The organism is Paenibacillus cineris (assembly GCF_018333335.1).
Lineage (GTDB): Bacteria > Bacillota > Bacilli > Paenibacillales > Paenibacillaceae > Paenibacillus_AQ > Paenibacillus_AQ favisporus.
In genome coordinates this window covers 4,154,504-4,168,309 of the sequence record NZ_BORU01000001.1, presented here as the reverse complement: position 1 = coordinate 4,168,309, position 13,806 = coordinate 4,154,504, and the positions used below count along the sequence as shown (strand labels likewise).

The window sequence follows — 13,806 nt, the reverse complement described above, 5'->3', positions numbered from 1 at the left end:
GGAATCTTGGATTTCTTGAGAAATTCATTTATTTTTTTGAGCATCCTTCCGTTTTTCCCGTTTTTGCTCGTGTATTTAGGAGGATATTACTGGCGGAAAAACAGCAGAAACCGCGCGCTGCTGCTGGCCATGGACGTCACTACATTGTTTTTGATCTTTTCCGTTGCGGCGCTGTTCAACAATACGTTCCATACCAGGTTCGGCTTTTATTTGATCCTCTTGTTCATGCTCATCGCGGTGGGGTTGATCGGCGGGGCGCAGAACCGGCTCAAAGGCAGGATTGATGCCAGGAAAATCGCCAAAGTCGTATGGAGAATGTCCTTTATGCTCATGAGTGCAAGCTACATCATCTTTACATTAATCGGTATTTTTAAATACATAATACAGACTGGGGCCTAATATTTTACAATTTTAATCAACAAAATGACTGGAAAAACCCTTGTTTTTGGCCGTTTGTCACAAGAAAGTAAAATTTTCATGTTTTTCTGTGTAGATTTTTTTGACCACTGGTTGTATAATTTCTTACCATACACATAATTAATTTACCTTTAGGGGGAACAGTTAATGAAAAGGAAAAGCCTGCTCATGCTTCTGACGCTGATCCTCGTTGTTGGCACTGTACTTGCTGGGTGCGGTTCCAAGAATGACAATGGCGGAAGCACGGCTAGCGGCGGCGACAAAGGAAGTTCGTCGGCTGCTAAAGAACAAGTACTTCACATTAACCTGAGCGCTGAGCCGCCAACGTTTGACCCGGCGCAAGCCCAGGACACTCAAGCTAACACCGTACTGAAAATGATGTACGAAGGCCTTGTGCGTATTGACAAGGATAACAACCCGATTCCGGGTGTGGCCGAGAAGTGGGATGTTTCCTCCGACGGTCTGAAGTACGTGTTCCATCTGCGTAAAGACGCGAAGTGGAGCAACGGCGACCCTGTAACGGCAAAAGACTTCGTCTTCGCTTGGGAGCGGGTTTTGAATCCGGCTACAAGCCCAGCACCGCCTTATGCATATCAGCTTTATTACATTAAAGGCGCAGAAGACTACAACAGCAAAAAAATTACCGACTTTAACCAAGTTGGCGTAAAAGCGACAGATGACAACACGCTGGAAGTAACCCTGAACAATCCGACTCCTTATTTCCTGGGTCTGACTTCGTTCTACACGTTCTATCCGGTGCATCAATCGGTGAAAGATAACGCCAAATGGGCAACCGATCCGAAGCTGATGGTAACGAACGGACCATTCACGCTCACAACTTGGACAACCGGTCAGAAGATCGAAGTGACCAAAAACGCAAACTACTGGGATAACCAGAACATCAAGCTGACCAAAGTTACGATGTCGCTGTCCAACAGCAGTGCAACGGAACTGTCCAGCTATAAGGCTGGCCAGCTTGACTATGCAGGTAACCCGAACGGAACGATTCCTACGGACCAAATGCCTGCAGTGAAGAACGAGCTGAAGGATGAGCTCGATTTGAAACCGATCGGCAGCATTTACTACTACGTGTTCAACACAACAGCGAAACCGTTTGACAACGTAAAAATCCGTAAGGCGTTCTCGATGGCCATCAGCCGTCAGGATATCGTCGATAAAGTAACGATGAGTGAAGAAACCCCTGCGTTCGGATTCGTGCCGCCAGGCATTTCCGGTGACAAGGGTGAATACCGTACCGAGTTCAAGGACGATTTCTTCACCGAAGATATGGAAGAAGCCAAGAAGCTGCTTGCTGAAGGCATGCAGGAAGAAGGCTACACGACGCTTCCTCCGATCACTTTGATCTACAACTCCGATGACAAGCATAAGAAAATTGCGCTTGCCATTGCAGATATGTGGAAGAAAAATCTTGGCGTTGAAGTGAAAACTGAAAACCAAGAATGGGGCGTGTTCCTCAAGAACCGTCAAAACCTGAACTACCAAATCGCACGTGCCGGCTGGAGCCCGGACTACAACGATCCGATGACTTTCTTCGATCTGTGGACTTCGACCAGCGGCAACAACGATTCCGGCTTCAAAAACAAAGAGTATGATGCTTTGATCAAAGACGCATTCTCTACACCTGACACAGCAAAACGTATGGAAGATTTTAAAAAGGCTGAAACGATGATTATTAAAGATCAGCAGGTCGTGCTGCCAATTTACTACTATACAAACGTTGCCTTGATCAAACCGAATCTTAAAGGCGTTGTTATTGACTATGCCGGTCAAGTAGACTTTACAAGAGCTTATTTCGAATAAATTTCGAATGGTCTAACAAAAGCAGCTTAGCTTGATAAATACTGTTCGGGATATATGTGTGGAGCTTCCATATATATCCCGTTTTTTTTGCTTAGTATATATCTTTACCAAGGATTTCTTCAATTTGAAATATATAGCATGGACAAATAGATTCGGCATTCTTTAAAATTAAAATATGGTCCGCGATGGTTGGTGCCATGTTATATGAAGTTTAGCGGGGAGGGTAAATCGGACATGGTACGTTACGTACTGAGCAAGTTTTTCTATATGCTGGTATCGCTCTTTATTTTGATATCGGCTACATTTTTTCTGATGAAGGCCATTCCTGGTAACCCTTTTATGTCCGAGAAAAATGTACCGCCTGAAATCCAAGCCCGGCTGATGGAACAGTATGGATTGGACAAGCCGGTATATCAGCAATACTTCAAATACTTGGGGGATATTGCAACAGGTGACCTGGGGATTTCCATGAAGCATCAGAACCAGGAGGTAGGGGGCATTATTCTGCAGACCTTCTCTGCATCCCTGAAACTGGGTATCTTCGCCATCGTTATTTCCGTAATTGTCGGTGTGCTCCTCGGCATGCTCGCCGCGCTGTACCACCGAAAGCTTATTGATAATATCGCTATGGTGCTGGCGGTGCTGGGCATCGCCGTTCCGAGCTTCGTGCTGGCATCGCTGATCCAGTATCTGTTTGCGCAGAAGCTGGGCTGGTTCAACGTCATGGGCTTTGACGGCCCGCTTGACTACGTTCTGCCGGTCGCCGCGTTGTCGGCGCAGCCGATTGCCTTTATCGCCCGCTTGACGCGCTCGAGCATGCTCGAAGTGCTGCATGCGGATTACATCAAGACAGCCAAGGCCAAAGGCCTCAACTGGATGACCATTATGTTCAAGCACGTGATCCGTAACGGCATTTTGCCTGTGGTTACTTATATCGGACCGATGACCGCCAACGTCATTACGGGTTCCGTCGTTATCGAGCAGATTTTCGGGATCGGCGGGATTGGTAAAGTGTTCGTCGAATGTATTACCAACCGGGATTACACGATGATTATGGGTGTGACGATTTTCTACGGCGTTCTGCTGATGCTGGCCCGTTTCATCACCGATATCGTATACGTGCTGGTTGATCCGCGCATTAAATTAACCGGCGGGAAGGAGGGCTAACGATGGCTGTACAGGATCCAACCTTGATGAATAACAACGTAGAGCTGACGCCCGAAGACTTCCGGAAAATCGGTACCGATGAGAAAGAGGCTGAAATTATTCAGCGGGAAAGTATTTCGGCGTGGAGAGACGCGTGGCAGCGTCTACGTAAAAATAAACTCGCCATGGCGAGCTTGGTCGTTCTCATCTTGATCATTCTGGCTGCGATTATCGGGCCAATCATTTCGAAATTCGATTCGGCAACCAACGATTTGCTGGCAACGAATCAGCCTCCTTCCAAGGAGCACTGGTTCGGCACCGACGACTTGGGTCGCGACATGTTCGTCCGGACGTGGATGGGCGCCCGTATTTCCTTGGTCGTCGGCCTGGCTGCCGCACTCATTGACCTCTTGATCGGTGTCATTTACGGCGGCATCATGGGGTATTTTGGTGGACGCGTCGACGCCATCATGAACAAGTTTTCCGAAATTTTGTATTCCATTCCTTATATGCTGGTTACGATTCTGCTGCTCGTCGTCTTTGAGCCGAGTATCGGAACGATTATTCTGGCGCTGACCATTACCGGCTGGATTAACATGTCGTGGATCGTCCGCGGTGAAATCATGCAGCTGAAGAACAGGGAATACGTTCTGGCATCCCGCTCCATGGGAGCAGGCTCCGGCCGGCTGCTGTTCCGCCACCTGCTGCCGAATGCGGTTGGTCCGATCATCGTCACTTTGACGCTGTCGGTACCGAACGCGATTTTCTCGGAAGCCTTCCTTAGCTTCCTCGGTCTTGGTGTCCGGGCACCGATCGCTTCGCTCGGTTCGATGGTCAACGACGCACTGACTGGCTGGATGTACTATCCTTGGCGGATGCTGTTCCCGGCCATTCTGATCAGTTTGACAATGCTCGCATTTAACATTTTCGGTGATGGCCTCCGCGATGCGCTCGATCCGAAATTGAAATAACAGGAGGTGAGATCATGGAGCCGATTTTACAAGTAAAAGACCTGCATGTATCCTTTCACGTCAAAGGCGGCGAAGTCAAAGCCGTCCGCGGCATGAATTTTGAAATAGGCAGAGGAGAAACGGTGGCGATCGTCGGTGAGTCCGGCAGTGGTAAGAGTGTGACCGCGCAGACGATCATGCGCTTGATCCCGTCTCCTCCTTCTGACATCAAGAGCGGTCAGATTATTTTCCAGGGCGAAGATATTCTGAAGAAAACCAATAAAGAAATGGAAGCGATCCGCGGGAAAGACATCGGCATGATTTTCCAGGATCCGATGACTTCCCTGAATCCGACGATTAAGGTCGGCAAGCAAATTACCGAGGTTCTGATCAAGCATCAAAAGCTGTCCTCCGCGGAAGCGAAAGAGCGCGGTTTGGAAATGCTGAGACTTGTCGGCATCAAGAACCCGGAAGAACGCTTCAATCAATACCCGCACGAATTCTCCGGCGGGATGCGCCAGCGCGTCATGATTGCAATCGCCTTGGCGTGCCGCCCGGCGCTCCTGATCGCCGACGAACCGACGACAGCGCTGGACGTGACGATCCAGGCGCAGATCATGGACGTCATGAAGGAAATGCAGCAGAAACTCGGAACTTCTATTATCCTGATTACGCATGACCTCGGCGTCGTTGCCGGCATGTGTGACCGCGTTATCGTCATGTACGCCGGTGAAGTGGTAGAGACGGGGACGAAGTGGGAGATTTTTAAAAACCCGCAGCACCCGTACACAAAAGGCCTGCTGCGTTCGATGCCGCGTCTTGACCAGAAGAAGGGCGAGCCGCTCATTCCGATTATCGGTACGCCGCCGGACCTGATTAAACCGCCGGTCGGCTGCGCGTTCTGCGCCCGCTGCGATGAAGCGATGAAAGTATGCGAACGGATCAATCCGGGAGCGACGGTATTCAGCGACACCCAAATGGCGCGCTGCTGGAATCTTCATCCGATGGCCAAGGAGGTTCAATCGTCATGAAAGAGAACCATTTGATCGAAGTCGAAGGCCTCAAGAAATACTTTAACGTCGGCGGCGGCAAGATCGTCAAAGCCGTGGACAACATTAACTTTTTCATCCGCGAAGGCGAAACGCTCGGCATGGTGGGCGAATCGGGCTGCGGCAAGTCGACCGCGGGCCGTACGATTCTCCGCCTGTACGAGCCGACTGCCGGCAGCGTCAAGTTTAACGGAACGGATATTTACAAGCTGTCGCCTTCCAAGATGAAAGCGATGCGCCGCGACATGCAGATGATTTTCCAGGATCCATACGCTTCCTTGAACCCGCGGTTTACCGTGTCGGACATTATCGGCGAAGCGCTGGATATCCACAACCTGGCCGGCAGCCGCAAAGAGCGGAAGAAGCGCGTGGAGGAATTGCTGGATATGGTCGGTCTGAATCCGGACCATGCCACCCGTTATCCACATGAGTTCTCCGGCGGTCAGCGGCAGCGGATCGGGATTGCCCGTGCGCTTGCCGTCAATCCGAAGTTCATTATTTGCGACGAGCCGATCTCGGCGCTGGACGTGTCCATTCAGGCACAGGTCGTCAACCTGCTGAAGGATTTGCAGGACCGGCTTGGGCTGACATATCTGTTCATTGCCCATGACCTGTCGATGGTCAAGCATATCAGTGACCGCGTAGCGGTGATGTACCTGGGCAAAATGGTAGAGCTGGCAGACAGTGAGGAACTGTACGCCAATCCGATTCACCCGTATACAAAAACGCTCCTCTCGGCGATTCCGATCCCGGATCCCGAAGTGGAGGAGAACAAGAAGCGGATCTTGATGAACGACGAAAAGTCGGGTCCGATTCACTCCGCTAAAGGCGGAGATGCAGCGGATCAGGAAGACACGAGACTTGTGGAAGTTTCCAAAGGCCATTGGGTCGCTGCTCCATATGCCTAAGCTATGACAGCTTTACCGCCGGGTGATCCCGGCGGTTTTTTGTTTGCTTTGACGGATACAACAACATTGGTTACAATCAAGAAAGATTGCGGTAGTATAAAGTAAGCACGGAAGTGATTGGGCACAGAATAGGAGGCATACCCATGAATGTGGTTTCCGACTCACTCAAGAGCGGTTCGGCTCTTGCAGATGATTATATAAACCGTTTTAGCGAAGTACAGCCTTTATACGGTGAAGATTTTCGCGATGAAGCAAGCTGGCTGAAACGTGTGGAATGGCTTGACCAATCGGAGTCCGTCCGGGTAAACCGGGGCGAATTGGCAGAAGTTTTACGGCGGTATAACAGCCGGCACAATGACCATCAGGCGGTACATAATGCACTGGATTTGCTGGGGAAGGAAGGAACGCTGGCCGTGGTGGGGGGACAGCAGAGCGGGTTGTTTACCGGTTCGCTGCTGGTGATCTATAAAGCCATGACCATAATCCAGTCGGCGCAAGAAGCGGCCAAGAAATTCAACCGGCCGGTGGTGCCCGTCTTCTGGATCGCGGGTGAGGATCATGACTTCGATGAAGTGAACCATACGTACGTCATGACACCGGAGCTGAAGGTCGCCAAAATCAAGATGGAAGCGAAGCCGGGACCCCGCTCGTCGGTGAGTGCGATTCCGATCGGTCCAAACGAATGGAAGCAGTCCTTCGACCAGCTGGGCAGATGGCTTCCGGACAGTGAAAACAAGCCGGAGATTTTGAAATGGATCCATGAGGCGTCGGAGCAGTCGGATAATCTCAGCGACGCTTTCGCCAAGCTGCTGGGCCGGTTGTTTGGCGAGTACGGCTTGATTCTGCTCGATTCGGCGGATCCTGAACTGCGCAAGCTGGAAGTTCCGGTGTTTGAAAAAATGATCGAGCGCAACGACGGACTGGAGCAGGCTTATCAGCAGGCGGCGGCGTGTATTACCGGCAAAGGCTACTCGCTTCAGGCGGAGGTTGCGGCCGGCGGGGCCAATTTGTTCTATATATATGAAGGAAACCGTCTGCTGCTATATAAACAGGATGGCAAGTTCACTGATCGCAAAGGGATCGTCAGCTTAAGCCAGAGTGAGCTGCTGGAGCAGCTTCGCACTCATCCGGAGCGGTTCAGCAACAATGTGCTGACGCGCCCGATGATGCAGGAATCGCTGTTCCCGGTACTTTGTACCGTGCTTGGCCAAGGGGAAATTTCCTATTGGGCTATTACGAAGCAGGCTTTCGAAATCCTTGGGCTCCGGATGCCGATCCTGCTGCCGCGCATGTCCTTTACCTTGATCGAAGGCGCCTTGCAGAAATACATGGATAAGTTCGGCGTGACCTTCCAGGATGTTCAGCACCGGTTTGCAGAAGCCCGCCAGCAGTGGCTTTCGAGCCAGGAGGAATTCCATATCGAGCCGAAATTCGCCGAGACGCGCCGGGCTTTTGAGCAGCTGTACGAACCGCTGATCCGCGAGCTGGGTACGATTCAGTCCGGTTTGATCCCGCTCAGCGAGAAAAACAAGGGCAAAATTTTGGAGCAAATTTCTTATCTGGAACGCAAAACACGCGAAGCGGTGGAGAAGAAGCATGAAGCCGAGCTGCGGCAGTGGGACCGGATCGGTGTCTCCCTGTTTCCGCTGGGCAAGCCGCAGGAACGGGTGTTTAATATTTTCTACTATTTAAACCGCTACGGCCTCGAATGGATTCATGATTTGATCCGCACCTCGGATCATTTTACGGCGGAGCACCGCATTATCGAATGTTAATCAAAAAGAGGATAGGGAGGCAATGAGATGAGTTCATCTTCACTGCAAAACAGCGTAGTCAAGGATATGGCGCTGGCACCGGAAGGCCATTTGAAAATCGATTGGGTGGAGGCCCATATGCCGGTGTTAAACGAAATCCGCAAGCAGTTTGAAGCGGAGCAGCCGTTTAAGGGGCTGAAGGTCACCATTTCGCTGCATTTGGAGGCCAAGACGGCATACCTGGCTAAAGTGGTAAAGGCCGGCGGTGCGGAAGTAACGATCACAGGCAGCAACCCGTTGTCCACACAGGATGATGTCTGTGCGGCGCTTGTGGAAGACGGTGTGACCGTGCTGGCCAAATACAATCCGGATCCGGTGGAGTACAAGGAATTTCTGATCCGGGCGCTGGAGACCAAACCCGACCTCATTATCGATGACGGTGGAGACCTGGTGACGATCCTTCACTCGGAACGGCCGGACCTGCTGGAGACGATCCGCGGGGGCGCGGAAGAGACAACGACGGGCATTATTCGCTTGAAGGCCTTGGAAAAAGACGGGCTGCTGAAGTTTCCGATGGTGGCCGTTAATGACGCTTACTGCAAGTATTTATTCGATAACCGCTACGGTACGGGACAATCGGTATTCGATGCGATCAACCGTACGACAAACCTCGTCGTAGCCGGCAAAACCGTTGTCGTTGTAGGCTACGGATGGTGCGGCAAAGGCGTAGCGATGCGGGCCAAAGGACTCGGCGCCAAAGTTATCGTGACGGAAGTCAATGCAATCCGCGCGGTGGAAGCACATATGGACGGCTTTGAAGTCATGCCGATGCTGGAAGCGGCGAAGCACGGCGATTTCTTCGTGACCGTGACGGGCAACCGGGACGTCATCACCGGTGAGCATTACGACGTGATGAAGGACGGGGCGATCCTGTCGAATGCCGGCCACTTCGATGTTGAAGTCAACAAACCGGAGCTGGCGGCACGAGCCGAGTCGGTACGCACCGTGCGCCGTAACATCGAAGAATACAAGCTGACGGACGGCCGCAAAATCTACCTTCTGGCCGAAGGCCGCCTTGTCAATCTTGGGGCGGGAGACGGGCATCCGGCGGAAATTATGGATATGACGTTCGCCCTCCAGGCGATGTCTCTGAAATACGTGAATGACAATTATCAAAACCTGGGTGCACAGGTGCTGAACGTGCCGCTCGAAATCGACGAGCAGGTCGCACGCCATAAATTGGCAAGCCTGGGGATTCAGATCGACCGGCTGAGCCAGGAGCAAATCCGGTATTTGGACAGCTGGTCCACCCACGAATAATCGGTAAATTGTGGTTATCCACATGTGGAAAACCCCCTTGATTCTTCGCGAATCAGGGGGTTTTTGCTGTTTTTCCGCGCTGGGCTGGGCTGGAATTATCCACAAAAAAACATGTGGATAAGGCAGGATTTTGATTTTATCCGGCGAATCTAGTATCCTTAAGTGGTGGAAAGTGGTGCAAAGTGGGGATTTGGGGTTAAAGGGGTGAGTGAACGGTGTTTATGGGGGAATATCAACACAGCTTAGACGATAAAGGCCGCGTCACCATCCCTGCCAAATTCCGCGAGTTGCTTGGCTCCTCCTTTGTGGTCACCCGGGGCTTGGACCAATGCCTATTTGTATATCCTATGAATGAATGGCAAATTTTGGAACAAAAGCTGAAGTCACTGTCCCTGATGAAATCCGACGCGCGTGCGTTTACCCGGTTTTTTTTCTCGGGTGCAACGGAATGCGAATGGGATAAACAGGGAAGGGTAAATTTACCGGGGAATCTCCGCCAATACGCAAAGCTGGAGAAAGAATGCGTGGTGCTTGGCGTATCGAACCGGGTGGAGATTTGGAGCAAGGATACTTGGGAGGAATACTTCCAGCAATCCGAAGAGACTTTTAACGATATTGCTGAGAAGCTGGTTGATTTGAATTTTGATTTGTAGAGAGTTTGGAGGGCTGCAGCTTGTTTCATCACATCACGGTGCTTAAAGAAGAAGCGACAGAAGGGCTGCGCGTGAAGAGAGACGGCATATATGTCGATTGCACGCTTGGGGGTGCGGGGCACAGTTCCCTGATCGCGTCCAAGCTGGGGGAATACGGCAGGCTGATCGCGTTGGACCAGGATGACTGGGCGCTCGATAACGCAAAGGAAAGGCTGGCCCCGTACGCAGACCGCGTATCCCTGGTCAAGACGAATTTCCGGCATCTGGAGGAAACCCTCCGGGAGCTGGCTGTTCCGAGCAAGGACGGCATTCCGCAGGTGGACGGCATTTTGTTCGATCTGGGCGTGTCATCTCCCCAGTTTGACGAAGGGGACCGGGGATTCAGCTACAATTACGATGCGCCGCTCGATATGCGGATGGATCAGTCGGCGTCCTTGACGGCTGCCGAAATTGTAAACGAATGGCCTGAGCAGGAAATTGCCCGGATTTTGTTCCAATACGGGGAGGAAAAGTTCTCAAGACGGATTGCCAGAGTGATCAGCGAGCGCAGAGCGCAGAAAGCCATTCAAACAACGGGCGAGTTGGTCGATATTATTAAAGAAGGCATTCCGGCGGCAGCGCGGAGAACAGGCGGCCATCCGGCCAAACGAAGCTTCCAGGCCCTTCGGATCGCGGTGAACGACGAGCTTGGCGCTTTTGAAGAAGCGCTGCATCAAGCGGTGCGCTGTCTTGCTCCCGGCGGAAGGGTATCGGTGATTACGTTCCATTCGCTGGAGGACCGGATATGCAAGCAAATTTTGAACAGCTACGTAGGCAAATGCACCTGCCCGCCGGACTTTCCGATGTGCGTGTGCGGCGGGAAGGGTGAAATGAAACTGGTCAACCGCAAGCCGATCGTGCCGGGTGAAGATGAACTTGCACAGAACCCGCGTGCGCGTTCAGCCAAGCTGAGAGTTGCTGAGAAAATATAACCTAACGCATCTGACACACGATTCATATTTTTGAAGGCAAGGACTCATGTTCAGGGCGTAGAGACTAAGACAAAGGGGAATCAGACATGGCCTATACGCGTGGTAACCTGGCAGTTAAGGAGAAGGTCGCTGAACGAACATCTCCCGGGTACCGGGAGAAAACGAAAGTCGTTACTCACCGTACATATCTGCCGATCAAGGAAAAGCTGCTCTATTTGCTGACGGTTGGAATATGCGTCATGGTGGCGAGCCTGATCATCTGGCAGAACGCCAACATTTACGACCTGAACAAGCAGGGGCAGAAGGTCGACAAGAACATTAAGAACATGAACGTGACGATTAAAGAGCTTAAGGCGGAGAAGCAGCGCCTTGAGGTCGGAATCCGTGAGAAAGCGATCCAGCTTGGTTACCAAGAACCGGGCAAGGAGGCGCTTACCGTTCCGCGTTCCAATACGACAAGTACGGATAACGCCGGAACAGGGTCGGAAACGGCAAAAAAATAGAGCTTGTGAGGGTTGAGCATGGTAAAAAGAATAAAACTTCGCACACTGCTCCTAGGAGGATTCATCACCCTCCTTTTTGTTGTTCTGTTAATTCGGGTATTTGCACTGCAGGTGGTTAACGGGGATGACTGGCATGATCGGGCGGTCGCCCAGTGGACGAAAAAAGTCCCGATTCCGGCATCCCGCGGCACGATTACGGACCGCAATGGCGATATTCTCGCATCCGACGTCCCGGCCTATACCGTTATCGTCAATCCGGCCGTTATCCACGAGAACGGGCTGGAGAACGAAATCATCGAAGGGCTGCACAAGATTTTAGGCAAGGATGAAAGCGAGCTTAAGGAACTTGTAAACGCCAAAGACAAGGACGGGGAATACCTTACCAACCGGGAGGTCCGGAACGAAGGGTGGAAAATTGACGAAACGAAGAAGGCCCGGATCGAAGATCTCAACAAAGAGTTGAAGGCACAGCTTAAAAAAGAAAAAAAGGTGCTTGAAACCGGGCTGGACATGATCAAGGAGCAGAAGCGCTATTATCCGAAGGGGACGCTTGCGGCTCATATTTTGGGTTACACGAACCGGGATGGTGAGGCTGTCGCCGGACTTGAGGCAAGTCTAGATGATTACCTCAAAGGCACCTCAGGACTCATGAAATACGAAAGTGACCGGCAAGGGGACCAGCTTCCCGAAGCGAATATGGTGTACAAGCCGGCTGTCAATGGTAAAAATTTAAAGCTGACGATCGACGACACGATCCAGTATTATATCGAAGACGCGATGAAAGAGACGTACGAAAAGTACCAACCGATCAGCATGACGGTCATTGCGGCCGATCCGAAGACGATGGAAATACTCGGGATGGCCAACCTGCCGACATTCAACCCGAATACGTACTGGAACACGAAGGACCAAAAGGACTTCTTCAACTATGCCGTAAAAGCTACGTACGAGCCGGGCTCCACGTTCAAAATCGTAACGCTGGCAGGGGCGGTGCAGGAAAAGCTGTTTAATCCAAATGCGATTTACCAGTCAGGGCAGATCCAGGTTAAAGGGACTCATACGTACCTTCATGATATCAACCGTTCCGGATGGGGACCGATCACGTTTCTGGAAGGTGTCAAGCGTTCCAGTAACGTTGCCTTCGTCAAGCTGGGCTCGGAAATGCTCGGGAAAGATCGCCTGCTGAAATATATCAACGACTTCGGTTTCGGTAAGAAGACGGGCATCGAGCTTCCCGGCGAAGTAACCACGACGATCAATCTGCCGGGTCCGGTCGAAGTGGCGACCGCTTCCTACGGACACGGTGTGTCCGTGACGCCGATCCAGCAGCTGGCGGCGATCAGCGCGGTGGCGAACGGCGGCAAATTGAAAACACCGCATATCATCAAAGAGATTACCGATCCGGATACAGGCAAAGTTGTATTAGCTCCGGATACGAGCAAGGTCGTCCGTCAGGTTATCTCACCGGAAGCCGCCAAGGAAACGAGCAGCTACCTGGAACAGGTCGTCGCGGACCAGGTAAAAGGTACCGGGCGCAACGCCTACATCGACGGGTACCGCGTTGCCGGTAAAACCGGAACCGCGGTCAAATACGGCGCCGACGGCAAACCGGATTATTCGAAATCCGTCGTCTCCTTTATCGGGTTTGCTCCGGTGAACGATCCGAAGATCGCCCTTATTGTCATTGTGGACCAGCCGAATGACCCTGATGTCGGCGGGGGCACGGTGGCGGCGCCGATCTTTAAGAAAATCGTGTCCCAGGCTTTGCCGTACATGGGCGTGCCGAAGGCCACCACGAAGAAGACGTCGGACGGCAAAACGACAGTGGATCGCCCAGCCGCTCCGACGCTCACGAAGCTGGCCGTGAAGGACGCGAAGCAAAAGCTGCTGAACGCAGGCATTGACTTCGAGACGATCGGCAAGGGTACCTCGGTCATCCGGCAGTATCCGGCAGCAGGAACGCCGATGAGCCCGGGGCAGCGTATCTATCTGCTCACCGAGGAGACCGACAAGATGACCGTGCCGGACCTAAAAGGCGAATCACTGCGTGATGCGCTGGATATTTTGACCTTGCTGAAATGCTCGGTTACCGTCGAAGGCCAAGGATACGTCAGCGAGCAGCTGGTCACGGACAAGAACGGCAAGCGTTCCGTCCAGCTGACGCTGAAGCCTGTCAAGGATGAAGAGGCATCGCAGGATACCTCATCCTCCTCCACGGAGGACAATTCCGGTTCGAAGGATATGTCGGCCGGCGATTCGGCCGACGGCAAGTCCGGCGAAGAAGCCAGCGATAACTGATAAGCGGCAACAGCTT

Annotated in this window: 12 protein-coding genes; all 12 read left to right on the top strand. The window is 52.1% G+C overall.

The features are described from left to right. Positions 1-6 precede the first annotated feature (6 nt). The 12 genes from KI379_RS19455 to KI379_RS19400 all read left to right on the top strand — a co-directional run bounded on the left by KI379_RS19455 (position 7) and on the right by KI379_RS19400 (position 13,790). Entirely contained in the window at positions 7-399 is a 393-nt protein-coding gene (locus KI379_RS19455; protein WP_076169836.1) for a DUF3397 domain-containing protein, read from the top strand. Between the two features lie 165 nt (positions 400-564). Continuing rightward, entirely contained in the window at positions 565-2,238 is a 1,674-nt protein-coding gene (locus tag KI379_RS19450; RefSeq protein ID WP_076169837.1) for a peptide ABC transporter substrate-binding protein, read from the top strand. 234 nt (positions 2,239-2,472) lie between these two features. Next, complete coding sequence (locus tag KI379_RS19445) at positions 2,473-3,405, top strand: ABC transporter permease (RefSeq protein ID WP_076169838.1); 933 nt, start codon at positions 2,473-2,475, stop codon at positions 3,403-3,405. A 2-nt stretch (positions 3,406-3,407) separates the two neighbouring features. Continuing rightward, positions 3,408-4,355, top strand: coding sequence for an ABC transporter permease (locus tag KI379_RS19440; RefSeq protein ID WP_089548194.1), 948 nt, complete (start codon positions 3,408-3,410; stop codon positions 4,353-4,355). Positions 4,356-4,369: 14 nt separating this feature from the next. Then, a complete protein-coding gene (locus KI379_RS19435) occupies positions 4,370-5,365 on the top strand; it encodes an ABC transporter ATP-binding protein (RefSeq protein WP_076169840.1) in 996 nt (331 codons plus the stop codon). Beyond that, a complete protein-coding gene (locus KI379_RS19430) occupies positions 5,362-6,291 on the top strand; it encodes an ABC transporter ATP-binding protein (RefSeq protein ID WP_076169841.1) in 930 nt (309 codons plus the stop codon). Before KI379_RS19435 ends, KI379_RS19430 begins: the two co-directional genes overlap by 4 nt. A 143-nt stretch (positions 6,292-6,434) precedes the next feature. Then, complete coding sequence (gene bshC, locus KI379_RS19425) at positions 6,435-8,066, top strand: bacillithiol biosynthesis cysteine-adding enzyme BshC (protein WP_212984444.1); 1,632 nt, start codon at positions 6,435-6,437, stop codon at positions 8,064-8,066. A 27-nt stretch (positions 8,067-8,093) separates the two neighbouring features. Then, positions 8,094-9,365 carry an adenosylhomocysteinase gene (locus KI379_RS19420; RefSeq protein WP_116229533.1) on the top strand — a complete coding sequence of 424 codons (1,272 nt, stop codon included), beginning with the start codon at positions 8,094-8,096 and terminating at the stop codon, positions 9,363-9,365. A gap of 215 nt (positions 9,366-9,580) precedes the next feature. Beyond that, entirely contained in the window at positions 9,581-10,018 is a 438-nt protein-coding gene (gene mraZ, locus KI379_RS19415; protein WP_076169844.1) for a division/cell wall cluster transcriptional repressor MraZ, read from the top strand. Between the two features lie 20 nt (positions 10,019-10,038). Then, positions 10,039-10,989: a 16S rRNA (cytosine(1402)-N(4))-methyltransferase RsmH gene (rsmH, locus tag KI379_RS19410; protein WP_076169845.1), complete on the top strand. Its 951-nt coding sequence runs from the start codon at positions 10,039-10,041 to the stop codon at positions 10,987-10,989. Between the two features lie 86 nt (positions 10,990-11,075). Then, positions 11,076-11,492, top strand: a complete 417-nt coding sequence (locus KI379_RS19405) for a hypothetical protein (RefSeq protein ID WP_076169846.1) — start codon at positions 11,076-11,078, stop codon at positions 11,490-11,492. Between the two features lie 18 nt (positions 11,493-11,510). Then, positions 11,511-13,790 carry a penicillin-binding transpeptidase domain-containing protein gene (locus tag KI379_RS19400; protein WP_212984443.1) on the top strand — a complete coding sequence of 760 codons (2,280 nt, stop codon included), beginning with the start codon at positions 11,511-11,513 and terminating at the stop codon, positions 13,788-13,790. The last annotated feature ends 16 nt before the right edge of the window (positions 13,791-13,806 follow it).

What these genes read in the sequence shown, in the direction of transcription:
- KI379_RS19405 (WP_076169846.1), top strand. Translation starts at nt 11,076, where the DNA reads ATGGCCTATACGCGTGGTAACCTGGCAGTTAAGGAGAAGGTCGCTGAA.
- KI379_RS19445 (WP_076169838.1), top strand. Translation starts at nt 2,473, where the DNA reads ATGGTACGTTACGTACTGAGCAAGTTTTTCTATATGCTGGTATCGCTC.
- KI379_RS19435 (WP_076169840.1), top strand. Translation starts at nt 4,370, where the DNA reads ATGGAGCCGATTTTACAAGTAAAAGACCTGCATGTATCCTTTCACGTC.
- KI379_RS19420 (WP_116229533.1), top strand. Translation starts at nt 8,094, where the DNA reads ATGAGTTCATCTTCACTGCAAAACAGCGTAGTCAAGGATATGGCGCTG.
- KI379_RS19400 (WP_212984443.1), top strand. Translation starts at nt 11,511, where the DNA reads ATGGTAAAAAGAATAAAACTTCGCACACTGCTCCTAGGAGGATTCATC.
- KI379_RS19430 (WP_076169841.1), top strand. Translation starts at nt 5,362, where the DNA reads ATGAAAGAGAACCATTTGATCGAAGTCGAAGGCCTCAAGAAATACTTT.
- KI379_RS19450 (WP_076169837.1), top strand. Translation starts at nt 565, where the DNA reads ATGAAAAGGAAAAGCCTGCTCATGCTTCTGACGCTGATCCTCGTTGTT.
- bshC (WP_212984444.1), top strand. Translation starts at nt 6,435, where the DNA reads ATGAATGTGGTTTCCGACTCACTCAAGAGCGGTTCGGCTCTTGCAGAT.
- KI379_RS19440 (WP_089548194.1), top strand. Translation starts at nt 3,408, where the DNA reads ATGGCTGTACAGGATCCAACCTTGATGAATAACAACGTAGAGCTGACG.